This window comes from Vibrio sp. 1288 (assembly GCF_033344475.1).
On record NZ_JAWPOX010000013.1, the window covers coordinates 106,086 to 132,258 of the forward strand.

General features: G+C 45.0%; 21 protein-coding genes, 1 tRNA gene and 1 pseudogene. 10 read left to right on the forward strand and 13 right to left on the reverse strand.

Annotated elements, in window-relative coordinates; all coding sequences use genetic code 11:
• The first annotated feature begins 149 nt into the window (after nt 1–149).
• Nucleotides 150–1,700, forward strand: coding sequence for a PAS domain-containing methyl-accepting chemotaxis protein (locus R8O11_RS12005; RefSeq protein ID WP_033907145.1), 1,551 nt, complete (start codon nt 150–152; stop codon nt 1,698–1,700).
• A 160-nt stretch (nt 1,701–1,860) separates the two neighbouring features.
• On the opposite strand, the gene R8O11_RS12010 is transcribed toward R8O11_RS12005, so the two are convergent.
• Nucleotides 1,861–1,951 (reverse strand) — tRNA-Ser (locus R8O11_RS12010).
• A 329-nt stretch (nt 1,952–2,280) separates the two neighbouring features.
• Between R8O11_RS12010 and R8O11_RS12015 the strand changes: the two genes are divergently transcribed.
• Nucleotides 2,281–2,961, forward strand: coding sequence for a MaoC family dehydratase (locus tag R8O11_RS12015; protein WP_005386198.1), 681 nt, complete (start codon nt 2,281–2,283; stop codon nt 2,959–2,961).
• 63 nt (nt 2,962–3,024) lie between these two features.
• Here R8O11_RS12015 and R8O11_RS12020 read toward each other — a convergent pair whose 3' ends face one another.
• Nucleotides 3,025–3,849, reverse strand: coding sequence for a phosphate ABC transporter substrate-binding protein (locus R8O11_RS12020; protein ID WP_158155297.1), 825 nt, complete (start codon nt 3,847–3,849; stop codon nt 3,025–3,027).
• Between the two features lie 266 nt (nt 3,850–4,115).
• Here R8O11_RS12020 and R8O11_RS12025 point away from each other — a divergent pair, with 266 nt between their 5' ends.
• Complete coding sequence (locus R8O11_RS12025) at nt 4,116–4,469, forward strand: DUF3024 domain-containing protein (RefSeq protein WP_017635751.1); 354 nt, start codon at nt 4,116–4,118, stop codon at nt 4,467–4,469.
• A gap of 33 nt (nt 4,470–4,502) precedes the next feature.
• On the opposite strand, the gene R8O11_RS12030 is transcribed toward R8O11_RS12025, so the two are convergent.
• Both R8O11_RS12030 and rnb read right to left on the reverse strand, forming a co-directional pair.
• The gene (locus tag R8O11_RS12030) at nt 4,503–5,312 is read right to left on the reverse strand and encodes an AraC family transcriptional regulator (protein ID WP_053303736.1); all 810 of its coding nucleotides are present in this window, start codon (nt 5,310–5,312) and stop codon (nt 4,503–4,505) included.
• 71 nt (nt 5,313–5,383) lie between these two features.
• Nucleotides 5,384–7,387 carry an exoribonuclease II gene (rnb, locus tag R8O11_RS12035; RefSeq protein ID WP_318194183.1) on the reverse strand — a complete coding sequence of 668 codons (2,004 nt, stop codon included), beginning with the start codon at nt 7,385–7,387 and terminating at the stop codon, nt 5,384–5,386.
• A 413-nt stretch (nt 7,388–7,800) separates the two neighbouring features.
• On the opposite strand from rnb, the gene R8O11_RS12040 reads away from it, so the two are divergent.
• Nucleotides 7,801–9,732 carry a DEAD/DEAH box helicase gene (locus R8O11_RS12040; RefSeq protein ID WP_005375680.1) on the forward strand — a complete coding sequence of 644 codons (1,932 nt, stop codon included), beginning with the start codon at nt 7,801–7,803 and terminating at the stop codon, nt 9,730–9,732.
• A 72-nt stretch (nt 9,733–9,804) separates the two neighbouring features.
• Here the strand turns inward: R8O11_RS12040 and R8O11_RS31810 are convergent.
• Nucleotides 9,805–10,048: pseudogene (locus R8O11_RS31810) on the reverse strand (EAL domain-containing protein); the annotation flags it as partial.
• Nucleotides 10,049–10,119: 71 nt separating this feature from the next.
• On the reverse strand, nt 10,120–10,350 hold the full coding sequence (locus R8O11_RS31815; protein ID WP_224721257.1) for a hypothetical protein: 231 nt from the start codon (nt 10,348–10,350) through the stop codon (nt 10,120–10,122).
• A gap of 468 nt (nt 10,351–10,818) precedes the next feature.
• Between R8O11_RS31815 and R8O11_RS12050 the strand changes: the two genes are divergently transcribed.
• Complete coding sequence (locus R8O11_RS12050; RefSeq protein WP_318194184.1) at nt 10,819–12,012, forward strand: acetate/propionate family kinase; 1,194 nt, start codon at nt 10,819–10,821, stop codon at nt 12,010–12,012.
• Nucleotides 12,013–12,080: 68 nt separating this feature from the next.
• Here R8O11_RS12050 and R8O11_RS12055 read toward each other — a convergent pair whose 3' ends face one another.
• Nucleotides 12,081–13,010, reverse strand: coding sequence for a LysR family transcriptional regulator (locus R8O11_RS12055; RefSeq protein WP_318194185.1), 930 nt, complete (start codon nt 13,008–13,010; stop codon nt 12,081–12,083).
• Between the two features lie 128 nt (nt 13,011–13,138).
• Between R8O11_RS12055 and R8O11_RS12060 the strand changes: the two genes are divergently transcribed.
• The 3 genes from R8O11_RS12060 (at nt 13,139) to R8O11_RS12070 (ending at nt 15,572) form a co-directional block, all read left to right on the forward strand.
• Nucleotides 13,139–14,053 (forward strand): alpha/beta hydrolase, encoded by a 915-nt coding sequence (locus R8O11_RS12060; RefSeq protein ID WP_054579644.1) that lies wholly within the window; start codon nt 13,139–13,141, stop codon nt 14,051–14,053.
• A gap of 72 nt (nt 14,054–14,125) precedes the next feature.
• Nucleotides 14,126–15,064 (forward strand): alpha/beta hydrolase, encoded by a 939-nt coding sequence (locus R8O11_RS12065; protein WP_017635745.1) that lies wholly within the window; start codon nt 14,126–14,128, stop codon nt 15,062–15,064.
• Nucleotides 15,065–15,269: 205 nt separating this feature from the next.
• Entirely contained in the window at nt 15,270–15,572 is a 303-nt protein-coding gene (locus tag R8O11_RS12070) for a Fis family transcriptional regulator (protein ID WP_318194186.1), read from the forward strand.
• Nucleotides 15,573–15,952: 380 nt separating this feature from the next.
• On the opposite strand, the gene R8O11_RS12075 is transcribed toward R8O11_RS12070, so the two are convergent.
• Both R8O11_RS12075 and R8O11_RS12080 read right to left on the reverse strand, forming a co-directional pair.
• Nucleotides 15,953–16,213, reverse strand: coding sequence for a hypothetical protein (locus R8O11_RS12075; protein WP_318194187.1), 261 nt, complete (start codon nt 16,211–16,213; stop codon nt 15,953–15,955).
• Between the two features lie 449 nt (nt 16,214–16,662).
• A complete protein-coding gene (locus R8O11_RS12080) occupies nt 16,663–16,881 on the reverse strand; it encodes a hypothetical protein (RefSeq protein ID WP_318194188.1) in 219 nt (72 codons plus the stop codon).
• A gap of 572 nt (nt 16,882–17,453) precedes the next feature.
• Between R8O11_RS12080 and R8O11_RS12085 the strand changes: the two genes are divergently transcribed.
• Nucleotides 17,454–19,655, forward strand: coding sequence for a GGDEF domain-containing protein (locus tag R8O11_RS12085; protein WP_318058206.1), 2,202 nt, complete (start codon nt 17,454–17,456; stop codon nt 19,653–19,655).
• Between the two features lie 662 nt (nt 19,656–20,317).
• Here the strand turns inward: R8O11_RS12085 and R8O11_RS12095 are convergent.
• Entirely contained in the window at nt 20,318–20,731 is a 414-nt protein-coding gene (locus R8O11_RS12095) for a LysE/ArgO family amino acid transporter (RefSeq protein ID WP_025589760.1), read from the reverse strand.
• On the opposite strand from R8O11_RS12095, the gene R8O11_RS12100 reads away from it, so the two are divergent.
• The gene (locus tag R8O11_RS12100; RefSeq protein WP_025594143.1) at nt 20,708–21,181 is read left to right on the forward strand and encodes a DUF4832 domain-containing protein; all 474 of its coding nucleotides are present in this window, start codon (nt 20,708–20,710) and stop codon (nt 21,179–21,181) included. The genes R8O11_RS12095 and R8O11_RS12100 overlap by 24 nt on opposite strands.
• A 146-nt stretch (nt 21,182–21,327) precedes the next feature.
• On the opposite strand, the gene glpC is transcribed toward R8O11_RS12100, so the two are convergent.
• From glpC to glpA, 3 genes are read right to left on the reverse strand one after another with little or no spacing between them, the layout of a single operon-like run.
• On the reverse strand, nt 21,328–22,554 hold the full coding sequence (gene glpC, locus R8O11_RS12105; protein WP_004726856.1) for an anaerobic glycerol-3-phosphate dehydrogenase subunit GlpC: 1,227 nt from the start codon (nt 22,552–22,554) through the stop codon (nt 21,328–21,330).
• On the reverse strand, nt 22,551–23,876 hold the full coding sequence (gene glpB, locus R8O11_RS12110; protein ID WP_014257458.1) for a glycerol-3-phosphate dehydrogenase subunit GlpB: 1,326 nt from the start codon (nt 23,874–23,876) through the stop codon (nt 22,551–22,553). Before glpB ends, glpC begins: the two co-directional genes overlap by 4 nt.
• Nucleotides 23,873–25,543 (reverse strand): anaerobic glycerol-3-phosphate dehydrogenase subunit A, encoded by a 1,671-nt coding sequence (glpA, locus tag R8O11_RS12115; protein ID WP_025594253.1) that lies wholly within the window; start codon nt 25,541–25,543, stop codon nt 23,873–23,875. The genes glpB and glpA overlap by 4 nt, the downstream gene beginning before the upstream one ends.
• Nucleotides 25,544–26,173: the final 630 nt, after the last annotated feature.

Sequence of the window (26,173 nt, forward strand, 5' to 3'; positions counted from 1 at the left end):
AAAAATGCGACTAGAGTCATTAAGTAACAAGTAAGCTTGTCAATAATTTTGTTTTATTTTTGAATCAACCTATCATTATGCATGTGAATGTTATGCCGATAAGTTCATATTTGCCGTTTGTTAATTAATCAATGTAAGGACACATGTTTATGAGTGAAACGGAATACGATTACCCCTCGAGTTACAGCCTAGTTTCCATTACCGATACCTCCAGTTACATCAAATATGCCAGTGAAAACTTTAATGAAGTAGCGGGGTTTGATGAAGGGGAGCTTATTGGTAAACCCCACAATGTTGTGCGTCATCCTGATATGCCAAAACAGGCTTTTAAAGATTTATGGACTCACCTGAAAACTGGCAAACACTGGATGGGAATGGTCAAAAATCGACGTAAAAACGGCGGCTATTATTGGGTTGACGCGTTTGCTTCTCCTATAAAATCTAATGGTGAAGTTGTGGAATACCAATCAGTGAGATTTAAACCTGAGCGTATACACATCCAGCGAGCGGAAAAAGCGTATTCGAAGCTTCGAAATAATCGTAAGCCGTGGAAAATGTATCTTCCTCGTACACGTTTGTGGATGAGATCGGCCTTCTTCCTTTTAATTTCAAACCTTCTTGGCTTACTCATTCTACAAATGAATCAATCACCAGTGATAGCGTTTGGCGTTGTTGCGTTACTTTCCGTTTTCTCTATTTATGTATTAACCAGACCAGTTGAGAAGCTCGCTAAACAGGCTAGGCAAGACTTCAATAATCCACTCATGGAATATATTTATTGCGGAAGAATCAACGATCTGGCTGAGATTGAGCTGGGTATGAAGATGCGTAAGCAATTTGCAAATGCGCTATTGGGGCGCGTTGGCGTGTCTGTAAAAGACTCTTGCGAAGAAACGCGCGCAAGTGCTAACAGTGCTGCGACAAATAGCCAGCAAGTGACGGAGAACTTAAGCGCACAGAAAGTGGAGATTGACTCGGTCGCAACAGCGGTCAACGAGATGCAAGCCTCTTCATCTGAGATATCAAATAATGCTCAAGCGACCGCCGAGGCTACGTTAGAAGCGCAAAATACGATGATAGACAGCCGTAGCGTTATCGATAATGTTAACCAATCGGTTTTAGAGTTGGTGGGTGAGCTCGGCGAAATATCTAAAGTGGTCATACGTTTGAACCAACAAACCGAGCAAATTGGAACTGTTGTTGAAGTCATCAATGGTATTGCCGAACAAACTAATTTATTAGCGTTGAACGCTGCTATTGAAGCCGCGAGGGCAGGCGAACAAGGCAGAGGGTTTGCCGTTGTAGCAGATGAAGTGAGAACCTTAGCTAAAAGAACTCAGGAATCGACAACAGAGATTAAATCGGCCATTGAAGGGATTCAAAATGGGAGCAAATCAGCGGTTTCTGCGTTAGAGAAAGGTAACGAAATGTCGACCGGAACGGTAACATTGTTAGGTACTGCTTTGGATAGCATTCAACAATTGGAATCCCTTGTTCAGGACGTCGTCGAACGAAACCAACAAATTGCGGTCGCGATAGAAGAGCAGGTTTATGTAACGGATGAAATAAATGAAAACATCCAGTCGCTTAATTTAAAGTACAGTGAATCGTATGAACTGATGACTGAAACGAATCATATGAACACCAAAGTGCAAAATTGCACCAATGACCTGTCTGAAATGATTAAGAAGTTTGCTTAAACTTTAGAAAATCGAAGTTAAAAGCCCGCTAAACATTAGCGGGCTTTTAACTGGAATATAGTGAAGTGCCGGATTCGTTTACGAGCGAGGATTTCTAAATCTCGTTTTTTAAGAGCTAAAATGACGAAAGCTCGCAATAAATGCGAGCTCTCTAAATAAGTGGCGGAGAGATAGGGATTTGAACCCTAGATACGCTATTAACGTATGCCGGTTTTCAAGACCGGTGCTTTCAACCACTCAGCCATCTCTCCGTTGTGGGCGGTATAATAAGGAGCATAGTCCAACTTGTAAAGTGCTGAATTATAATAGAAGTACTGTTTGCTTGTTTTATGATCACTGATGTGATGTTGGACAGTTTGAAAACGGAGTGAAAAAGGGACAAAAAGTACCAATTTGTAGAGTTTTTACTTTATATTGGCGCACGTCAATAAAATGGTGTTTTATTGTTATCTTGCTGATATATAAGACATAACATGCTTTTAGGGTACATGTGTTCGCCCGAAAGTATTTGCAAGACTTTGTGAACTAATTCAAAATTAACTGGTATAGCCAGTTGTGCTTAGAATTCTTAAGGGTGTTTATGAAGGTCACAAATCTATTTAAAGACAAAGTTGATGCGATTTCTGCTCATCAATCCGAGTTTATGAATTGGATGTCTCCAACGTTACGCGATTATTGGAGTGACTTTTTGGGGAAAGCTCAAAATAGCTTTCTTTTCTCAAAAGTTCGTGATCACCAGCAGCCAGCCGTCAACGAAGAAGTTGCACCTCAACCTGCACCGATCGTAATGGCACCTGAGGCTCAAAAGCTTTATGACGAGTTAAGTGAAAAAATTGGCGAAGTTATTCACACTGGTGATTGGGTTCATGTGTCTCAAGAACGTATTAACCAATTTGGTGCGGTAACGGAAGACATGCAATGGATTCATACTGATCCAGAGCGTGCTTCAACTGAATCTCCATTTAAGACAACTATCGCTCATGGCTTTTTAACATTAGCATTGCTGCCTAAACTGACGGATTCAGTCGATCCAGAAAAGCCAATGTTCCCAACAGCTAAAATGGTAGTTAATTTGGGTTTAAACCAAGTTCGTTTCCCTTACCCTGTCAAAGCAGGCAATAATGTTCGTGCAGTCAGCACGTTAACAAAAGTAACGCCAATCAAAAAAGGTTTGGAGATTGAGCGCGAAATTAAAGTGGAAATTGAAGGTATTCGTCGACCTGGTGCGGTTGTGGTCTCTGTAATTCAACTGCATTTCTAATTCCGAAACCGGAGAGAACACTACATAGGAAAAGAGAGCATCAAGGTGCTCTCTTTTTTATTTTTACTGATTAAAGTTTTTTACTGGCGTATAACCGTAATCTGCAATCGCTTTTTGTCCCTGCTCTGAACGAAGGAAAGCGATAAAACCTTTACCTGCATCGCTAATCTTATCTACTTTGTATAGCACTAGGAATGGTCGCGCCAACTTGTACTTATGATTGCTAATGTTTGTCGACGTTGGGTCAATACCATCTAACTGAATCGCCTTGATCGAGCGATCTACTGACCCTACAGAGATAAAACCAATGGCGCGAGTGTTATGGTTAACAATGGTTTTTACCATGCTGTTGCTGTTTACAACCAAGTTGTTTGGGCTGATATCCGAGACAAGGCGATCATTAACGATTTTGGTCAGTCCCAGCAAGCTTTCGAAGCTGTAACGTGAACCTGAAGACGCTTCTCTAGTAACCACCGCGATAGGCTGATCTGTGCCCCCGACCTCTTTCCAATTCTTAATCTTACCTTTGTAAATATCAAACAGCTGTTGCTGAGAAAGGTTTTCTACAGAGTTGGTACGGTTTACAACAACAGCGAGGCCATCATAAGCGATAGGGTATACATTGAGATCTTCACCTTTTTCGCTTTCAGTCAGATAGCGAGAGCTCATGCCTATTTCGGCTACTCCTTTATTGACCATGGTGATACCAGCACTCGAACCAATGCCCTGAACAGCAACGTAATCGTCTGGGTGTGTTTTGTTGTATTCCTCAGCAAGTACATCCATCACACGAGCAACCGAAGTTGAACCCGAGATGTTGATTTCTTTTGCAATGGTAGGGAGGGAGACTGCTATGGCCAATAACGTCGCCACAGTAAAACGTAACATATTAAACTCCATATACGGGATAAAGCAGAGTTTATGATATTGCGGTCAGGTTACACTTTTGTGAACTGTTAGCGCTAAACAGGGGAATTGTTTCTAGTCAAGAGGTGATGGAGCTAGCGTTTCCAAGTGGATTGAGATGATAATCTGGGCAAATGATAATATAGCTATCTTATACTTGAGTTAGGTAGATAACTACCATCGGTGATGATGTAAAGGCTATATACTAGGATCGACAGCTCTAACTATCATCCATCGGGAGAACGTTGATGTCAGTGTCCCAAATGGCGACAAGTCGTTTATACAAATCAGTTCAATCGCTCTGCTCTGCGCGTAATGCTAACTTGCCTGTCGAACAGGGCAAGTGCCTCTATGAGCTAGTAGAAAATGGCGTTGAGCTTCATCGGGCGCATTTTCTCCTCGACTCCCAGCATAGCGAGTATACTTCTCCCGTCGCGAAGATCATGTTTGATGAGGACAACCAACTTTGGTATTTCTATGTTCCCACATATCACAACGAGCTGTTAAGGTGGGTGCCTTATAAGCCACTTCCATTTAGCCGAATGCTTGAGGACTTACTCAACGAGTTGGAGCGCGATCCTCAAGCGTGTTTTTGGGAATAGGGTGAGCCCAACGGATGCGAATGCCGACATGATTTATACTTTAGGCCTAACAACTTGGTTTCTAAAGTCTTTGGGGGTCATGTTGTAAACGGATTTAAATGCTGTACTGAAATGCGCTGCACTTTTAAAACCAGACTCAAACGCTATTTCTGTTATTGATTTTTCTGACTTGCGCAGTTGGGTTGCTGCGAAGTTTATCCGTTTCACCTTTAATATCTGAGAAAACGAAAGATCATCTGCGGCGAGGCGACGTTTTAAGGTTGCGATGGACATGCTCATATGAGCCGCTAAGCCTTCTAGCGTGATGTCTTTTTCAATATTACCCTCAATGTACTTAATGGCTTTTTGAGAGTCGCTCAGGCTACTTGCATCATCTATGATAGATAGGATGTTTGGCTCTACCTCAACCATCAACGACAGCAATGCCATTGCGATATGGCTTTGTGTGTAGTCTGGAGCATTGCGACTCGCTAACTTAACCAACATGTCCTTCAATTGTGCTACTTCGCTACTGGATTGCGTTGAAAAAGGATAGAAGCGCCTTTCTTCCGTTTTGGAACGTAGCATCGGGTGCGCTTTCTTAAAGTCACAGAATATATTTGGATTGAAGACTAAAGCCAGTGCTTTAAAGCCTCCGTCACTAGAGACGGCTTCTGCATTGCTCAGATCTGCGGAGTTATAGAGTGTGAAATCTCCGGCTTTAAGTTCAAATTGCTCACCATTAGGTTGATGAACTAATAGGGCACCTTCTTCAACAATATATAACCCATTATGTGTTGCAGTGTAACGCTCACTTTTGCGCGCAGTGAAGTGATTAAAGCGAATGATCTCAATGTTCGGCATACTCGTTCTTATCGTTTTACATAACAAATAAAAAAGGCGCTCAATAGAGCGCCTTTTAACTTCATTCGGTATTATTCACTTACAGTCTGTTCTGTTTGTGCTGCTGGTTGTTCAGCGAATACCTGGGTTGGCTTTGCAACTAAACTGCGGTTTTCTTGGTTTACGTCCGTAAGGACAATTTCCAATGTATCCCCAAGTTTGTATACGACCTCTTTATCGATAGAGATGGTACCGTTGTCGCCATTGCACTCAATTCTTTCTTTATTATCAAGAATTAGTGCACCAGGAATAAAGGCTGCTGCGCCATTTTCGAGAAGTCGGACACGTGCGCCTGCACGATTAATATCGAAAATCTCACCTGTGAAACAAGTTTTCTTGCTCGGCTCATCAGCAAGCGTGCGTGCATATAGCCAATCTGAGACATTTCGCTCAGCGATTTTATGATGTTTACGATGTAGAGCTAGCTCTTCGCCTACTTGGTCATCTGGTTTTTGTACAGGTTCTTTACCAAGGATGACGGCCTTCAACATACGGTGGTTGATCATATCACCGTATTTACGAATTGGTGATGTCCAAGTTGCATAGATGTCTAAACCCATTGCATAATGAGGCAGAGGCTGATTACCCACTTCGCTGTATGCTTGGAACTTACGAATACGGTTATCTAGATAAGACGTTTCTTGAGCAGCTAACCAGCGGCGCAACGCAGCAAAGCCTTCTAGCGTAGCAATAGACTCCGCTGTGAACTCCAACTGGCCTTCTGGATTGACAAGTTGAACCACTTCTTCAATCTTCTCGTTCTTGATACCTGCATGCGTATTGAAGACACCTGTTTCAAATTTATCGCGTAATGTACGACCTGCACAGATGTTTGCGGTAATCATGGATTCTTCAACAAGACGGTTTGCACTGCGGCGCATGTCTGCGTGGATAGCGATTACATCGTTATCTTCACTGAGCTCAAAACGGTAGTCAGGACGATCAGGGAAGACCACTGCGTTTTTCTCACGCCATTCAGCGCGAGCAAGAGAGAACTCATAAAGATCACGAACGATGGTCGCGATCTCTTCAGATGGCGTCCATGCTTCAGAGCTGCCGTTTTCTAACCAATCAGACACGTGATCGTATGCTAGGCGTGCATGTGATTTGATGTTTGCTGCGAAGAATTTAATATCGTCGCCAATTACACCATCTTTACTTACCGTTACGGTACAGCAAATAGCAGGGCGGGTTTCACCTTCAATCAGAGAGCATAGGTTGTCCGCTAAATCACGAGGTAACATCGGGATGTTGCGGCCTGGAAGATAAATAGTATAGCCACGCTCACGTGCTACTTTATCCATTTCATCTTCAGGTGTGATGTAGGCGGTTGGGTCCGCAATAGCGATGGTGAGTTCGAAATCGCCAGATACGGTTTTCTTCGCGTACAGCGCATCGTCCATATCTTTAGTCGATTCACCGTCGATAGTGACGAATGGAACATGAGTCATGTCTACGCGTTCTAGCTCCGCGTCGTCTTTCAGTTCCCAGTTATCGATGCCTGCTGGCTCAGAGTTTGGTAGATCGTTTTGAGCAAGCGTTACCCACCAAGGCGCAATTTTATCATTCGCGTCAGTGATTTTTTCAGAAATTTCTACGAAGAAAGAGTTATCACCTTTTAGAGGATGGCGAATAAGATGTGCGACAACCCAATCACCTTCGGCGAACTCGTCAGGTTTTAGACCTTTCTTTAGTTTCGCTTTAAGAGATAGCTTTTTAAGCTGTGGGTGATCAGGTGCTACGTTAAGCTTACCTTTAAACAGTTTTACGCGACCAATAAAGCGAGTCACGGCTTGTTCCAGCAGCTCTTGTGGCTCTGCAACTTCGCGTTCATTTTCGGTGCGGATAATGGCGACGACTTTGTCACCGTGCATGCACTTTTTCATGTACGCAGGCGGGATGAAGAAGCTAGTCTTACTGTCCACTTCCAAAAAGCCAAAGCCTTTATCTGTGGCTTTTATTGAGCCTTCTTTTTTAGGCAGGTTTTCTTGGATTTGCTGCTTAAGCTGAGCGAGTAGTGGGTTATCTTGAAACATCTTTTCTTAAATTACCTATGGAGTTGGGCACACTATAATCATTGCGAGCTATTATTACTACCTGTGGAGCGTAATTTCGCCGTGAATTTTGCCAATTTAACCACGAGAAATTGGCTTAAATATTGATGAAATTCTCATCTGTGAGCTACGCGAATCTACGGGGAATGGTAGGGCTGGTGGAAAAATATGCTAAAAATACCATTGTTGAGAATAAATTGTGATGTAATTCAATTTTTTCTGGATTTTTTTATGCTTTTAAGGAATAATCCGCCTCCCTTAGTCGTCCCTAATGGCTTATCGCGGTTGTGTACTGTGCTGTGTTCCCGTCTGAATGGAATCAGTATCTGGATGGATCAGTATCGAATTGGAAGAGCATATGGGACTGTTTTTTTGTTTAATTAAGTAGGATCCCAATGCAAGATTCTGTTATTCAATTCAGTGATTTATCTCTGAATGATTCTATCCTTTCTGCTCTAGACGGAATGGGTTTCGTGTCACCAACTCCAATTCAGGCTGCGGCAATCCCACACCTATTGGAAGGTGCTGACGCGCTGGGTAAAGCTCAAACAGGTACAGGTAAAACAGCAGCGTTCTCTCTGCCTCTTCTCAACAAACTCGATCTAAACCAACGCAAACCGCAAGCGATTGTACTTGCTCCGACTCGTGAGCTGGCAATTCAGGTTGCAGCGGAAATGAAAAACCTTGGTAAAAATATCAAAGGTTTGAAAGTTCTAGAGATTTACGGTGGCGCATCTATTGTCGACCAAATGCGTGCTCTTAAAAGTGGCGCTCATGTAGTTGTCGGTACTCCAGGCCGTGTTCAAGATCTTATCAATCGCGAACGTCTACACCTAGACGAAGTTAGTACTTTCGTTCTTGATGAAGCAGACGAAATGCTAAACATGGGTTTCGTAGATGACGTAACTGCGATCATGGAGCACGCTCCAGAGTCAGCACAACGCGTTCTGTTTTCTGCAACTATGCCTCCAATGCTGAAGAAGATCGTTGAACGCTTCCTTCGTGACCCTGTAACGGTTGACGTTGCTGGTAAAAACCACACTGTAGACAAAGTTCAACAACAGTTCTGGGTAGTGAAAGGTGTAGAGAAAGATGAAGCGATGTCTCGTCTTCTTGAAACTGAAGAAACTGACGCGTCAATCGTATTCGTACGTACTCGTCAAGATACTGAGCGTCTGGCTGACTGGCTATCTGCACGTGGCTTCAAAGCAGCTGCACTGCACGGTGACATTCCTCAGTCTCTACGTGAACGTACTGTTGATCACATCAAACAAGGTGTTATTGACATCCTAGTTGCAACTGATGTTGTAGCTCGTGGTCTTGACGTTCCACGTATTACGCACGTATTTAACTACGACATCCCATTTGATGTTGAGTCATACATCCACCGTATCGGTCGTACTGGCCGTGCTGGACGTAAGGGTAAAGCGATCCTTCTAGTTCGCACTAACCAAATTCGTATGCTTCGCACTATCGAGCGTGTAACTAAGTCATCTATGGAAGAAATCCAACTTCCTCTACGTGACCAAGTTGCTGAAGCTCGTCTAGCTAAGCTAGGCGCTGAGCTTGAAGCAGAGAAAGAGCACAAAGCACTAGACAAATTTGCTGAGCTGGTAGAGAAACTACAAACTTCTCTAGACATCGACCCAGCAACACTTGCTGCTATGCTTCTTAAGCGTCAGCAAGGCAAACGTCCTCTGTTCTACATTGGCGAAGACCCAATGGTTGAAGCAATTGAGCGTGACAAGCAACGTCGTAAAGAGCGCCGTGAAGGTGGTCGCGACGGCGGTCGTAACTTCAACAACCAAGACTGGGATACTTACCAGCTTCAAGTTGGTCGTGAGCAAGGCGTTCAAGTTAAAGACATCGTTGGCGCTCTAGCAAACGAACTAGGTCTAGGTAAAGGTTCTATCGGTGCGATCAAGCTAGCTCAAGGTCACACATTCGTACAGCTACCTAAAGCAATGACTTCAGACGCGGCGAACAAGCTAAGCAAACTACGTATCCGTCAACAAGATGTTGGTGCTGTAGTATGTGATTTCGATGATTTCCGCGAGTCTCGTGGTGGTCGCCGTGACGGTGGTCGTCGCGATGGTGGTCGTCGTGATGGCGGTGGTTACCGTGGCAACCGCGAAGGCGGCAATCGTGGTGGTGATCGTCGTGAAGGCGGTCGTCGCGAAGGTGGTTTCCGTGGTAACCGTGACGGCAACCGCGATGGTAATCGTGAAGGTGGCGAACGTCGTTTCGATCGCAACCGTGGTGGTGATCACCGTGGTGCACATCGTGGTGAACGTGGTCACGGTCGTGGCCGTCGTACAGACGCATAATCACGAGTGATTAAAGCGACGGTTTAAGTTGCTACAAAAAGAATTGAAAGCCGAGCAAAGCGCTCGGCTTTTTTATGCGCGTCTAATACGGTTTTGCTTTTCATCGTGTTTGTTTACCCAACTTATTACTTCGTCTAAGGGCAGGGCAGAACAAGTAACCCTGAATGATGTCACAGCCTCGACTTCTCAAAAAATGCAGTGTGTCCATGTCTTGAACGCCTTCTGCTACGACCGAATACCCTAATCCATGTGCTAGCGCAATCGTGTTCTCAACGATAGAGCGGGAGCCTTCAGTGCGGCTTGCTGTGAAAAGAAATTAACCAGCTTACCTTGAAACGTATTATCAATCTTTCGACGTTTTTGAGGTTATCTCATAATTTGAATCAGTCATTGGCCTTCAGGTTGTGTCATGTCTTCGATAGACTCAAAGTAGTATTTACGATAAGGGAGCCCAGTAAGAGCGTCATGGACGGCATTGCGCTTCTCTCTTTCAGCAACAGTATGAAGCTTTAATATCGAATCGTTGCTCCACTTAATCACCAGCACGACAAAGATACTGCCGCCAAAAAGTATAAGAGAAACCCCCGTTTCTAAGAGAGAAGTAATAGGTTTTTGCATGATAGCGTGCAAAAAAACGGCATAAGCAAAAATGAAACAGCTGATTAACAATAATAGGAAAGTCCACCTGGTTACGTCAGTTTTCGAGCAGATGTTTTTTGTCATCTGCCATCCCCAGCAGAGCAAAATCAAACCTAAGATCACTAATAGAAATGCAATAGTGGGCACATTATTACCCCGATTTATTGATTGGTTTGTTATTTTTGTTCACCCAATAAACAACGTAGCTTATATATCTGACTTTGTACAAATTGACCTATTCATAAATTATGTTTAACAAGTGATATTTTTTAGTCTTCAAATAAAATCAAAACTTGCTACAGATCAACAAAATTTGTTCAATCAAATCGCTTTTACTAAAAGATTGTTGAAAGATTAAAAAATTATTGAATAATAGAGGGGCAAACAAGAAGTACGCAGCGCACAAGCGCTATTACAACCTCTGCTCTACAACAGGATAACTATTTCATGTCTAATTCGTTTGTACTGGTGATCAACTCTGGTAGCTCTTCATTAAAATTTGCTGTTATTGATTCTGAAACCGGTGAAGCTTTGGTATCAGGTATTGGTGAGTGTTTTGGCCTACCTGAAGCTGAAATCAGTTGGAAATATCAGGGAGAAAAAACCGTTGAAGCAATTCCAGCTGGCGGTAACCATCATCAGTACGCTGTTGAGCGAGTGGTAAAACTACTCGAAACTCTAGGTTTGAGCTCAAAATTTGTCGCTGTAGGCCATCGCATTGTCGCAGGCGGTGAAACCTTTAAAGGAACTGTGAAAGTTGATGAAACAGTTATTCAAGAAGTAGAGCGCCTTGCTGAACTTGCACCACTTCATAACAAAGCGAACGCTGAAGGCATGAGAGCGGCAATGGCGGCGTTCCCTTCACTGCCTCAATTTGCTGTATTTGACACTGCTTTCCACCAAACAATGCCAGCCAAAGCCTTTATGTACGCACTTCCTTACGAGCTTTACGAAGAGCATAAAGTGCGTCGTTACGGTGCTCACGGTACAAGCCACTACTACGTAAGCCGTGAAGCAGCGAAAATGCTAGATAAGCCGGTTGAAGAAAGCAGCTTTATCACTGTGCACTTAGGTAACGGTGCATCAGTGAGTGCGGTTAGAAATGGCGAATGTGTTGATACAAGTATGGGTTTGACGCCGTTAGCTGGCCTAATGATGGGCACTCGCTGTGGTGACCTCGACCCAAGTGTTATCGAGTTCCTTTTCCGTAAAGGCTGGGAAAAAGACGAAGTGTTCGAGATGATGAACAAGAAGTCAGGTTTCTTAGGTGTATCTGGTGTGACAAGTGATGCTCGTGGCGTACTAGAAGCAATGGAAGCGGGGAATTCACGTGCGAAGTTGGCATTTGAGATCTTCACTTACCGCGTTGCGAAATACATTACATCCTACCTCGCGGCTCTGGATTCATTAGACGGCATCATCTTCACTGGTGGTATTGGTGAAAACTCACTACCAATTCGTCGTGAAATCTTGAAAAACCTAAAACTGTTAGGTTTTGTTGAAGATGAGAAAGGTAACGAAGATGCAAGATTTGGTAACGCAGGTGTTATTGCAGCATCTGAGTTGTTAGGTGCCAAAGCTCTTGTTATTCCTACTAACGAGGAATTTGTGATAGCTAAACAATCGGTTGAGCTATTGTAATATATAACGAAAACAGAAAGTTAAAAGCGAGCCTCGTGCTCGCTTTTTTATTTAAAGCAATTTGGTAATTACTCTTTGAGTTTCAGAGCTTCGCGCTTTTCGATTAAAAAATCCATCAAGACGCGGATTTTTTTCGGCATATGCTCTCGTGAAGGCATATATAAATAAAACCCTGGAAACTCTTTGCACCAAGGTGTCAGAACTCGGGTCAATCTTCCCTCATCTATGTGCTTTTCCACCCATAAATCAATATGCTTCACTAAACCCACACCCTGTATTGCAGCTTGTAACATACTATAGTCATCATTAAAAATAGCATTACCTTTAGGCTCGAAAACGAGGGTGCGCTTTGCAACATCTGGAGAGGTTAGCGACCAATGATCAATTGTTCCGCTAGAGGTAAAACGATAAGCAAGGCAATTGTGATCTTCTAAATCCTCAGGAGTTTGAGGTAGTCCATTTTGCCTAAAGTATTCAGGAGAGCTCACTATTGCCGTTGTTAACGGCGGAGTAATAGGGATCGCAACCATATGTTCATCTAAGCTTAATCCTAAGCGAATGCCAGCGTCAACGCCTTCTGCGACGATGTTAGAAAACCCATCATCCATGATTAGCTCTAGGCGTATTTTAGGATAACGAGAGAGGAACTCACCTAGATAGGGCTCAATAAGCAGCCGAGCAGCGGTTCTTGATACACTGATACGGATTAATCCCGAAGGCTCAAGATGAGAGTCGTTCAATTCGTTAACGACCTGCTCAATGTTCATCAATGAAGGTTGCAAAATATCAAGCAGACGTTGGCCTTCTTGAGTCAACGACATACTTCTAGTGGTTCTATTGATTAACCGAACTTGTAGCTGTTGCTCTAACGCTTTCAGGTGTTGTGATAAGGCAGCACGGGTTATCCCCATTTCTAAGGCTGCTTTAGTGAAACTGCGATGGCGAGCAATATGTGCAAACCACGTCAGTGATGAAATTAAAGAAGGTTCTATTCTCATTTGTTAAGTATAACTAAACAGTCATGTAGATAAAACGATATTTATCCGAAACAGTGTGTTGACTAATATTACCTCGAAGCTCAGGTCAGCCTGAGATGAACAGTTAACCTCTAATGGAGAATGTCGCTATGTCTAAAGTCACTTTCAAAAATCTCAATGGTCAAGGTATTGAGATTTCAGCGGTTATCAACTTCCCTACAGATTTTGATGCAAGTAAACAATATGCGGTGGTTGTTGTTTCACACCCAGGTGGTGGCGTAAAAGAGCAAACCGCAGGCCTATACGCGAGTAAACTTGCAAAAAGCGGCATAATTGCCATTGCGTTTGACCGTTCGTATCAAGGTGAAAGTACAGGTGAGCCTCGCCAAATGGAAAACCCTTACACGAGTACTGAAGACGTGAGCGCAGTCGTCGACTATCTGACAACGTTAGAGTACGTCGATAACGATAAAATTGGCGCAATGGGGATTTGTGCTGGTGCGGGCTATAGTGCAAATGCAGCGATCAATGATCGTCGAATCAAAGCACTGGGTATGGTTAGTGCCGTAAACATTGGCCAAATGTTCCGTAATGGTTGGGATAATTCGGTTAACGATGCTGACGCTGTTGGTTACTTAGAATTTGGTTCGAATGCTCGCACAACCGACACGAATGGTACAGAATTCGCGACTATTCCTCTAGCTCCGATGCGTGAAGAAGATGCCTCAAATGCAGAACTACGCGAAGCTTGGGAGTATTACCACACACCACGTTGTGAACATCCAAATGCGCCGGGTTTTGCTCTAACTCGTAACTTAAATCAGATCATTACTTACGATGCGTACCACAAAGCGGAAGCATTCCTAACTCAGCCAATTCTTGCTGTCGTTGGTAGTGACGCAGGCAGCAAATGGATGAGTGATGACCTGATAGAACGTGCTGCGAGTTCAGATAAAACCTTGTATGCCATTGATGGTGCAAACCATATGTCGCTTTATGATGTTGCCGAATACGTCGATGACGCAGTATCCCAACTCGCATCTTTCTTCCAACGCACTCTTTAATATTCCCGATGAAAGGCTCAATTGCTTCGAGCCTTTCTGCTCTCAAGGCTTTTTACTCTTAAGGTATTGATTATGAATATGCAAAAAATCACTTTTAGAAATGCTGATATGTCTTGGGATATGTCTGCATTAATTTTATTCCCAGAAGGCTTCAATGAATCGAAACGCTACCCAACAATGATAAGTGTTCATCCTTTTGGTAGTTGTAAAGAACAAACATCCAGCGCTGTCTATGGTAAAGCCCTTGCTGAGTTAGGTTACGTCGTGATCGCATTTGACGCGAGCTTCCAAGGAGAATCGGGAGGATTGCCTCGCTACGTAGAAGACCCAAGTCAACGTGTTGAAGATATCAGTCGCGTTATCGACTATGCAGTAACTTTACCATATGTCGATGAGAATAGAATTGGTGGACTCGGTATCTGCGGCGGTGGTGGTTACATGATCAATTCAGCCCTAACCGAAAAGCGCTTGAAAGCTGTCGTAGGTATTACGCCTGTTAACTTAGGCCGCTTGTTCCGTGAAGGCTTTAGTATGTACGACCCTATCGCCAATCTTGAAGCTATGGCTGCACAGAGAACAGCCGAAGCTCGCGGCTCAGAGCTGAAAATCGATGAACTTCTTCCTCCAAATATTGAATTTGCAAAAGAAAATGGATTAACAGAACGAGACGTGTTCGAAGCTACTGAATACTACAAAACATCACGTGGACAAACCGAAGGTGGTGCAACTCGTATGCTGTTTTCACATGCACAGAAAACACTGAGCTGGGATGCCTTTGCATTTGCCGAAACGTTATTGACTCAGCCTGTTATGGCCGTGGTAGGGCAAAAAGTCGGGGCGTTTGGTGCTTATCGTGATGGGCAGGAAATTTATGGCCGCTCTGTTCAATCAAAAGACCGACAGCTGGTTAATTTGGAAAATTGGTCTCACTATGAACTGTATGACCATCCAGAAGCAGTCGGCATTGCAATGGACAAGGTTTCTGCATTCCTTGAAACACACTTAAAATAATCTAATAAGTTAGAAGCGTTTTGTAGAGTTGCAAAGCGCTTATTTTTAACAGCGTAAGATGTAGTTCGAAGCGAGTAGGTCGGTAAATCTTCGTGCGAATAACCTCATCTACAGGCTATTGACTAAATACCACTGCCAAATACTGTTTAAGACAATGTACACTGAAACCTAATTAAAGGCGTTAGATAGGAATGAAGTTTAATTTATGCGCAAATCAGATAAGAAGGTCGAGAATCTAATTAGAGAAGTGTTGACCGAAGTTTGTGAAGATACGCTAAAAGGCTACGATGGCTTTCTTTGGGTGACTCATACCGTCAAATTCTCTTCTTTTCCACAAAGCTTAGAAATAGTCTGCGTCTTCGAAACGAAGCAAGATCGAGTTAACTTTTTTGAAGGAGAGGGCCGCCAGCATGTTTCCACAACTATTCAAAAGGCATTTAATAAGGTAGGAGTGCAACTAAAGAACGTCAGTAAGCAAATCAGTTACGATACAAAACAAAAGTGTTAGTGCGGGCAGCAATTGAAGTGAGTTAGGGTTGTTTTAGGCATCCAAAGCTTCATTTTATGAGTTTTGATATAAAGCCTGAAGACTAAGCTTGGGCTTTCTCTGCCAAACTTATCTTTGCCCCAAAATCGTTTTCAGCTATAACATACATGTTAGAAGATAACCGGAATTTGCCCAAATCCTGCTCATGTGACGGCAACAACAATCATGCAGTAAAAATGATTTTTTATGTTGGCAAGGTCACTTCGGGACACAAGCGCCTTAGAACATCCACTCTAAAACATGTATGCCCCGTTATGAGCTAGAACACGAAAAAGAGGCTGATTACTCAGCCTCTGGATTTTTGGTGCGCACAACGTGATTTATGTTCAGTAAAACTGACGCTAAGGCTCTCGTATCTTTTCAATGAAACCTTTTATAAAAGACCATATGCCTGCAACTACAATACCAAGCATTGCAATCACTAAAGCACAAGCAAAAAAACTCTTAATACCATCTGGTAAATTAAAATCTACGCCATCAATGATAAATACACCATAGATAACAAAAATCAAAGGAATTAAATAAACAAGAAAATTTAATACTCTAGGTAATACATAAATAGCAGCAGCAATAACCACTACCCAAGCAGCTAGTTCAACCATTATGACCTCTATACGGCAGCATTTCTAATGTTTAGATTTTAAAGGATATTTATTCTGGGTTCTTAATTCCATCCATCGTAAGATCCACATCTAAGTCAGGCCAACAAAGTCCAAACCGTCCTTGCTTTTTAACAAACAACCACAGTCCTAAAGGAAGGCTAGACTCACAACATCATCTCTTTAGTGAAAACTAACGAAAGAGTATCCAGAAAATCTGAACAAATGAAGAAAAATACGGTAGTCAATCCGCCCCATATGGAGAAATGTACAAATCTGTGATGAGAGGCTTGTATGTACATGTCTCAACAGGTAGCTTTCTTGCGGTCAGCTAACATGTTTTTGTCCAGAGACGTCTCACGACGCCTAGCTTGGGGGCAGAAGCGCCTTAAAGCTATTGTCGAACGATGAAGTTCCTATCAAGTTGGTAGCTATTTAGTTGGTTTTAATCCCTAAATTTCAATAGAGACATCTTTTTCCATCAACAATTTTAGGTTAGACAAATTTTGAGATAACGCTATTTCATTCACAGAACTGAAGGGGGTAGAAAACCCTTCTATATCTACCAATGCTTTCAGCCAATACCAACCATCTTGTGTTTTGAATATGGTCAATGCTTTTCCCTCAGGAGCTTCTTTACATGCATATTGAGCAATCGATACAATTTTCATGTCTACTCCTGTGTAACCCGCTAATTAGTTGTACCCATAATTGAACTCTGACTTACTACTACCAAAGGATAGGACACATATCCAGATTTGAATTATGGCATGGGCTTGCTACCGCGTTTGGGGACAGAAGTGAGTTGGCGATTCTCTTCATTACCGCTTGCTTCGGATAAGTTGAGTTTGGGGAAAATTCCCTAGGCGACTTTGTAGTTCCAGTGCATTGGTTGCTAACGGAGCCGAAAGAAGGCGATTGCCTTTGACAGGAAAAGGGCTCATGTGTGTTACAAGCTCGAGAAAAGTGAGCTGACGAGTGCGTTGGTAACCACTTGCTTCGGATAAATTTGGTTAGGAACCTAAATAACAACAAACAAAACGCTCAGACCTGTTTAGAAATAGTAGCACCACCAAGAAAAACGTAAATTTCCACCCGATGTACTTAATTTCTCAACTAAATCTGAGACTCAAATGTCAGTGCAAAATAACAGCAACATGGTCACAATTTCAACACCTCATCATTGATACGAACAACACATTAGTCTTTACTTAAATAAAGCTTATTTCCAGTGAGTCTTTTCATGATGGACTTTATGTTGTCAGCCATCAGTTTAATGAAAAAGCATTTTGCTACGTTGGCAAAATTTGCTTTTTTTCTGCTTCTATTTATTGAGCTGTATGCGCTCTCTTTAACTAGCTTTATCCACTTTCATACGATTATCGAATGCCTCACTATCGTTGTCGCACTCATTGTTGTTGGACTGGCAGCCAAGACAAGGGCCTTAATGCCAAGGCTTGAGGATCCATTCTCATTTCTCGTCAGTCTGTATCTATGGGTGTGTCTGTTCGATTTCGCACATATGTTGACCTACAAAGGGATGCCTCTTGCCGAAGGGCTTTCTGCTAATCCTCCAACACAATATTGGATAGGTGGTCGTCTTCTTGAAGCCGCTGGACTCGCATTATTCTTTCACATTCATTTTTCTTACCGATGGCGGGGATGGGAAAACAAAGTACTGGTAACGTTGGCTGTATTAGTACTCCTTTCCATTGCTCCCTTTAGTCTCTTCCCTGATGCATATATTGAAGGCGTGGGTCTTACCGCCTTCAAAATCTATGCAGAGTTAGTGGTTATTGCACTGATCTTGGTGGCAGCGAGCGGCCTGTATTTGCATCGCAAGCACTACAACAGAAAGCAGCGCGTGTATTTCGGCTTGGCTTTTTTGTTCACCATTATGGCGGAGCTGTTTTTTACCCAGTATGTGGGGGTGTATGATCAGGCTAATGCGATTGGGCATGTCTTCCGCTTGGCTTCGTATTTCTGTGTGCTCTACGCCTATTTAAGCCAACCCCACCTTTCCTCGCGACCTCTCTCTTCGATAGCGAATCCTTTCGCGCTATACATTGCGCTGTCCATTTCCTCTGTGGGGCTCGCCATCGCCTATGCTTTTAACAGTTATGAGGAGGATCGTTACCAAGAAAAAATGCAACTTCATGACGATGAAGTTGCTTCAGAATGGTTCAACCTGGTGTCAGCGAACGTCCAGAAATATGCCATAGTGGCGGAGAGCGTTGAAGCCTACGTGGATTCCACCTCCACGCTCAATGAAAACGCATTTTTGCGATTTTCAGAAAGTTTGATTCAGGAGTTGCCCGAAGTGCTTGGCATTCGGGTTGAGACTGATGCAAAGAATATATATCTCACTAACCGTTATCACCAATCTGCTGAGATTGAAAATCGCGTAAAGGGCTACTTTGAATCGCTGAATACCCTAACCACAGCAACGAGCGGGAATGAGTCACTTCAAGGCGCACTTCTCATCGCCCCTAAAGTGTTAGGTGTCGCCCTCAGCCATCCCACTGTATCTGCCTCGAATAGCTATCATCTCTTGGCGCAAAGCAAAGTTATTGTTTTGATAGACATTGAAAGAGTCATCCAATCTCCGGCGTTGATGTCCATATTGGAGGACCATGACATAGGCATGCGATTCACTGCAGACAACGATAGCACGGCAAATACAACCATTGGCAATAGCCAATTATTGGATACCGCTGACAATACTGGTGCTCGAAGACAAAGTTTTGGTAACGGGCACCTCGACCTGGCGATATTGCACAAGCCCGCCATCGCTGAACATCCCAATAGCTTGATATTGTCGCCGTGGTATTGGCCGTTAATATTGATCGTCTGGGCACTGATCACAGCACTTATCTATCGGGTAATTAACCAGCACTTTGACATTCAAGTGGTGAGAAAGAGAATTGCAGAGCAGTCAAAGTACATTAATGTGGATGAACTAACCGGTTTGCTAAACCGGCGCGCAGCCATAGCGATGGGAGAAAACTCCATTAAGCTTAGTGAACGCGGGGGACAGCCTCTGACAGTGCTTTTTATGGACTTAGATGGGTTTAAACACGTTAATGACAGCTATGGACATACCGTGGGTGATGAAGTTTTGGTACAAACAGCAGGCAGAATAAAATCTTGCTTACGAAGTACCGACTCACTCGCACGGTTTGGCGGCGATGAATTTTTAGCCATGCTGCACGGTGCAGAATACGGCCAGCTCCGCAACATTCAACAGATTATCAACACGGTAAGCGCCCCCATAGAGGTGTTTGGCGATTCAGTCTGCGTCGGTATAAGCATCGGTTTGGCTTCTTTCCCTCACGATGGTGTCACATTTAGCGAATTGGTTAATGCTGCAGATAGTGCCATGTACCATGCCAAGCAAAATGGAAAAGGGAGATATGTACTCTTCTCTGACATTGCCAAAGCGTAATGGTGGCAACTGGTCACGCACGGGCGGCAATGTGGGCCAATTCTAGGAGAACACGTTCTGTGGCAAAGCTATTAAACAACCGTCAACGCAGATTCAGGTAGGATTTCCCAGTGTTCTCCGACTGAACATCCAAATGCGTTTTTGCATTGCATGAACAGAAATCTGGGATGAATGATGCCTGACGACGAAATGTAGCGAACTCTCATTCTAAGTAAGTCACAAGACCGGAGTTTACTGTCAATCGCGAGCTTTAAAAGCGCCAGCTCCATCAAATGCCCTCTATCTCAAGGCGTGTGCGTATCCGCCAGATATCTTCGAGTTTGAATGGCTTCTTTTGTCCTAAGTGTCTTCTCTGTTTAATAGTAGTTACCATGCTCCACCTCCATAGGTTGTTTGAATGACTAGATAATTTTAGAAATGACAATTTTGGATAATATTTCCTAATGCGAGATGGGGGCTGTCACTGTGCTTGGGGCAAATACTCTAAAAAGGAAAGGGGCATTTTCGTGCCAGCTAAGAGCAAGCTGACACGTTGATGGACAGAAATGGTTTAGAGTATTTACTTAAATTAGCAAAGGACGAATAACTTCTGGTATGGAAACTCAGTGTCCAATCTAACAGGAGCAATTTAGTTAATAGAAATGCAGCTTCATCGCGACGCTCTATATGTATTGGCTTAACAAAGGTGCTGCCAGCTTCAATGCAATACCACACATGATGCATGAAATCGCAGAATCTAAAATTCGCCATGTTCTTGGCTTACTAAAAAGTGGGATCAACTTGTTAGCCAAATACACTAATCCATAAAACCAGCCCCCTGATGCGATCAGTGCCCCTATAACAAACAATAGTTTTTCATCAGGTTCCATTTGAGCAGTCACGCCCCCGAGTATCACCACCGTATCCAGATATACATGTGGATTTAAAAAAGTGATAGCCATCGCCATTAAAACGACTTTTAACCAACTCTGGGCAATGTCCGAATTTTCCAACTCTAGGTGACTTGAACCTTTCCAAGCTGATTTTGCAGATTGGTAGCCATACCAGAAAGCTTGGATTGGGCGATTGCGCAGCACGCTTCGACATTGAACCTGAAATCGCACGTGGTGCCGACTCAGTATCGTGATTTGTTGGACGATGCGTTGGCTCAAATTGGCTATCGTCTGCGTGTAGACACACTGGTGCACCCTGCTGAATTGACGCCGGGCGCGACCATGACGGTTCAGGCCTTGCTTGTGAACGAAGGGAACGCGCCACCGTATCAGCACCATTATCTGGCGTATCGATTGGTGAATGAGGACGAAGAAACCGCGTTTTTCAACGTCTCAACCGCAGATGTCATGCGTTGGCTGCCGGGTGAACACGCGACCTCCAGCAGTTTCACTTTGCCTGAAACGATCCCCACCGGCCATTACTACCTTGAGTTGGCTTTGGTCGATCGCCATGCTGAGGCAGAAGTGAATCTGGCCAATGAAGGGTTGCAGGCGTCGGGCTGGTATCGCTTATCTGACGTGACCATTCGTTAGGTCGACAGCCTTCGCCATGCTGTGGTGCGATAGACAGCAGCAAACGAAAAGCGAAAGTGACAGAAGAAAAGCGGGCAATGCCCGCTTTTTTGTACGTTGAGCGTTGAAACGACTTTCTTTGAAGACGCCTTTTTGGGGTTGGAAGACTAAGCCAGTGCTTGCGCCAGCAAGCTGACCGGGTGAATGGTTTCCAGCGCGGTGTTCTCTTCGATTTGCCATTTACAGGTTTCGCAGTCGGTGATCGCAAAATCTGCATCGGAGGCTTTGATCGAGTCAAACAGGTGCGAGCCGATTTTCATCGACACGTCATAGTTCTCTTCTTTAAAGCCATAGGTGCCCGCCAAACCGCAGCATTCGCTATCGAGGACAATCAGTTCTAGGCCCGGAATCATGCGCAGTAACTCAATGGTAAACATCACGTTGCCACTGCGTTCCAAGTGACAAGGCGTGTGATAAACCACTTTGAGGTTGACCGGTTTCATTTTCGGCGCATTGCCATTCATAAACTCTTTCAGCAGGAAGCGCGTGACGTATTCAATGTCGTTGGACACTTGGCTGTTGTCGACGCCGAGCACATGCGGGTATTCCTGTTGCAGCGTGAACGAGCAAGTTGAGGAGGTTGAAATCACTTTGGTGTGATATTCATTGACCGCAGTTTCCATGTTCTTCACGTTCAGCAATGCGTTTTTACGCGCTTTGTCATGAAAACCGTTGGCAATCAAAGGCACGCCGCAGCATTTCTCGTTGTTCAGCAAGCGCACGCCAATATTCATCGCATTCAACACCTTCACCAGATCTTTGCCCAATTGTGGGTGGTTGTAGTTGACGTAGCAGCCATGAAAGTAGGTGACTTGGCGCTGATACAGCGGCTGGCTGGTGCAATTTTGTTTAAACCAGCGACGGAACGTGCCGTGCGAGTATTTCGGCAACGCTTTGTGGTCATGCACGCCGATGGTTTTGTGCATGATTTTTTTCACCAATGGCATCGATGTGGCGAAGTTCACCACTGGTGCAAATGGCGTGGCCAGTGAGCCGAACAGGTCGGTGTGGCTCAGCACGTAGTCACGCATCAGTTTCGGATTGAGCGGTTTCTTGCCATGTTTACCCCGCGCGACGGCGATGATGTCGCCGATTTTCACCCCAGAAGGACACGCGGTTTCGCAGCGTTTGCAGTTGGTGCAGTATTTAAGCGCTTCGTCGTAATATTCCGGGTTTTTAATGCGCAGGCGCTCGCCATCCGGCCCGCACTGTTTCGGGCCTGGGTAATCTGGGTTGGCTTTTGCCACGGGGCAGTACACCGTGCAGACGGTGCATTTAATACATTGGTCAAAGCTGGTATTCAGAGGAGCAGCTTTTGAAAATGGCGCGTTCATGCGAGCACCTCCTGATCGAATGGGTTAGGGTGAGACGCTGACAATTGAGGTTCTAGGCATTGCATGATGGCGTGGTAGGCGGTGCCAATCGCGACGCCGCCACCGCACCCTTCAAACACGGGATCGTATCCCGACAACATGGAGCCGCAGCAGTACAAGTTTTTAATGGTGACGCCGCTGCGCTGTGGGTTCAATTGCGCGTTGGTTTCGACACCGAATGCCATAAAAGGGTGTGAACGGTCGGCAAAGAAGGCCGGATTGCGCCAATCAACGCGTGCTGGTTTATGCGTCACTTGCAAGCCAAAGATCGGTTCTTGGATGGCGTGTTGCTCGGCATGCAACCCTTGGCTGAAATAGCTGCCGGTTGCCATGATGTAGTTGTCAGCGCTGATGGCCATGTCGCGCAGGTTTTGCGTTTGCAGGCTAACCAGACGCTCGCCGTCAAACGTGCCGTTGACCACTTTGTCGCCTTTGAGGTGAATGCCACCCAGCAGCAGGAAGGTGCGACTGAGCGCCTCTTCAATGCGAATACCCAGCAGCGATGGTGGCATGGTCGGCACTTCGTGAAATTGCAGTTGCGTGGTGTCGCGTAGCTTCGTTAGCAGCGTTAGGCCATCGCCGTTGCCCATGATCGCGGGCATGATCACCAAGTCGTTGCGATTGGCTGCACGCATCAAACCATCGCATAGCGCGGTCCACGCGGCATCGTGTTTTAGCAAACGTGCAATGTCGATTGAGCGCAGCTCATTTGGGTTGCGGCGGTATCCGTCAAACCCCGGAATCGACAGGGTGACCGTGTGAATCGGCACACCTTGAAAATCGGGATGCTGGTGAAGGTTATCTTTCAGCATTTGTGGCTGAAAATCGCGATAGCCATCGATCGAAACCACCACAATACGCTCAAACGAAACTTCTTGGCGGTGTTGGTAAACAAATGGCTGCGATAGCCAAGTCGCTTTGAGTGTGCCAAGCGGCGTGATGCGCCCGTGATTGGCCAAATCATCTTGATGCGATAGCGGCACGTTCGCGGTGGCGAGCGTTTGACGAAACCATTCCAGCCCTTTTTGCAGCGTGCTACGACCCACCGTGTTGTACGGATGGGACGGCGCTTGTTGCTGTAATGCGTCGAGGGCATCAAACGGGTGGGTGACCGCGCTGCCATCTGGTAATTTCGCCAGCACATCAATGGAGCCGGAAGAGAAATGTAACGCGCTTTGACCCTGATTGATGAGCACGGTTTTTTTGCCAGCTTGCAGGCTGCGAATTGCAGCGGTATAACCCGCAATGCCCCCGCCGATCACGGCCACATCATAATGCATCATAATTCCGCCTCCTGTTTTTGTTGTTCTGCTTGAGGGTGTTCTGATTGAGCGGGCTGGGGCAGGTCGCTGGCACCGAGTAATCCTTCGTAAATCCAATAGCTGAATTCCGCTTCGCGCAGCGCATCACCCCAGAAAATGGGTTTGATGCCTTTCCAGCGCTCTTCTAGAAAATCGACCAACAATTCACTCGATTGACAGCCATCGACCTGACCATATTCGGAAAACAGGCTGGCCGCACGGTAGATGCACAGTTCGCCCTGACAAGGGCCCATGCCTAAGCGAGTGCGGCGGCGCAGATCGACCAAGTTGTTGACGTCGAGCTGTTTAATCGCGTATTCAATTTCGCCCGCAGTGACCATTTCACATTCACAAATAATCGCTTGGCTCTTGGCATCGTCAGACAAGAATTGCGTGGCGCGTTCACCATGGCGATAAATGGCGGATTCATACACCGGTTTGGCGATGCTGGCGGTTTTCTTGATGGCTTTTGGCGTTTCGTTTGACCCCGGCAGTGGGCGCGTGTGGGTTTCGCACGCCTGAGTGTTGCCCAGTTTCTTCGCCACTAAGTCGGTCGCCCATTCCGCCATTAAGCGGTAGGTCATCAGTTTGCCGCCGGTAATGGTGGTGAGGCCTTTGAGGCCGTCGCGCTCTTGGTGATCGAGCAAAACGATGCCGCGGCTGATATTCCGGCCACTGCCATCGTCATCTACCGAAACCAAAGGACGTACCCCCGCGTAGGCACGCAGTACGCGCGTATTGGCCATGATCGGCGCAAGTTTCGCGCCTTCTGCCAACAGCACATCCACGTCACGTTCGGTGACGTGCAAGTTGTCGATCTGGTCGTAATCAATGTGTTCGGACGTGGTGCCGATAAGTGAAATGGTGTCGCCGGGCACCAGAATGTCGGCATCGGAAGGTTTACGGCAACGGTTGATCACCAAGTTATTGATGCGGTAATCGAGGATCAACAGCGAGCCTTTGGCAGGGAACATCTTGATGTTGAGGTCGGCATATTCGCAGATATGTTGTCCCCAAATGCCCGCGGCGTTGATCACTTCTTTGGCAAAGATTTCAAACTGTTGGTTGGTGCCCAATTGCAAACAGCGTACACCGAGTATGGTATCGCCTTGGCGAATCAAACTGGTGACGATGGTGCGGTTGAACATGCGCGCGCCGTGCTCTTTGGCATCAAGGACGTTCGAGGCACATAAACGGAACGGATCCAGCGTGCCGTCGGGCACTTTCACCGCACCGATCAGCGCCGGGTTCACGTTCGGTTCGAGCGCGAGTGCTTCTTTTGGCGTTAAACGGGTCGCTTCGATACCGGCATTGCCGCAAGCCTGAATAAAGGTGTCTTGAAAGCTGAGTTCGTCTTCAGGCAGGGTAATGAATAGGCCGTCAGTCGCTTCCACACAATGGCGAGCGATGCGTTTGAGCGTTTGGTTTTCTTGAATGCATTCTTTGGCCGATTCTGCATCAGTGACGGCATAGCGCGCACCAGAGTGCAGCAAGCCGTGGTTACGACCCGTGGTGCCGGAGGCGATGTCATCTTTCTCTAACAGAATGCACGCGATGCCTCGCAATGCGCAGTCTCGCATGATGCCTGTGCCGGTCGCGCCGCCGCCAATGATGACAACGTCGGTTTCCATTCGTTGATAAGCCGTCATGACCTTTACCTTATGCAACTTTAATAAACTTACAACTAGTATGTTTTTTTTTATCATTTACGTTCGATATATTGCTCACAAAAGCGCGAACGAGCGTTAAATTGATAGTTTTGGTGATTGTTTCGTGTGGGTGTGGAGAAATTAACCAACAATGTTGCTGGTATTTAACAGGGTTAGGCACATATTTGTTACATGTAAATCGATGAAAACAGGAATAAATTCGCTAACGAGCTGGTCTGATGTGCAAGCGGAGTCAAGAACGTTGTTGGTAAATGAAAACGTATGATGCCTTGTTTAATAAGCAATTGCTCAGTTTATTAGGGTTTTCTTGATTAGAAAATGGCGCGATAAAAACTAACCCTACTGATGAAATGATCAAAATGATGCGCCAATTAACAAAAAACGAGTTTGACATTAACAAACTTGTGCTCGAACGCTCATAAATTTCCTTGTTCGATTTTCGAGAGTGCTCTTCTGTGTCAGATTTGCCCACACAAAGTTTGTGTACATAACTATAAACAGGACTCTTACTTATGACTCGAACAAAACAACAGGCTTTGTTGCTTAATTCGATGAGAAGACATGGTAGCCCCATGTTGTTCAGTTCTTAAACAACATACTGAGTTTCAG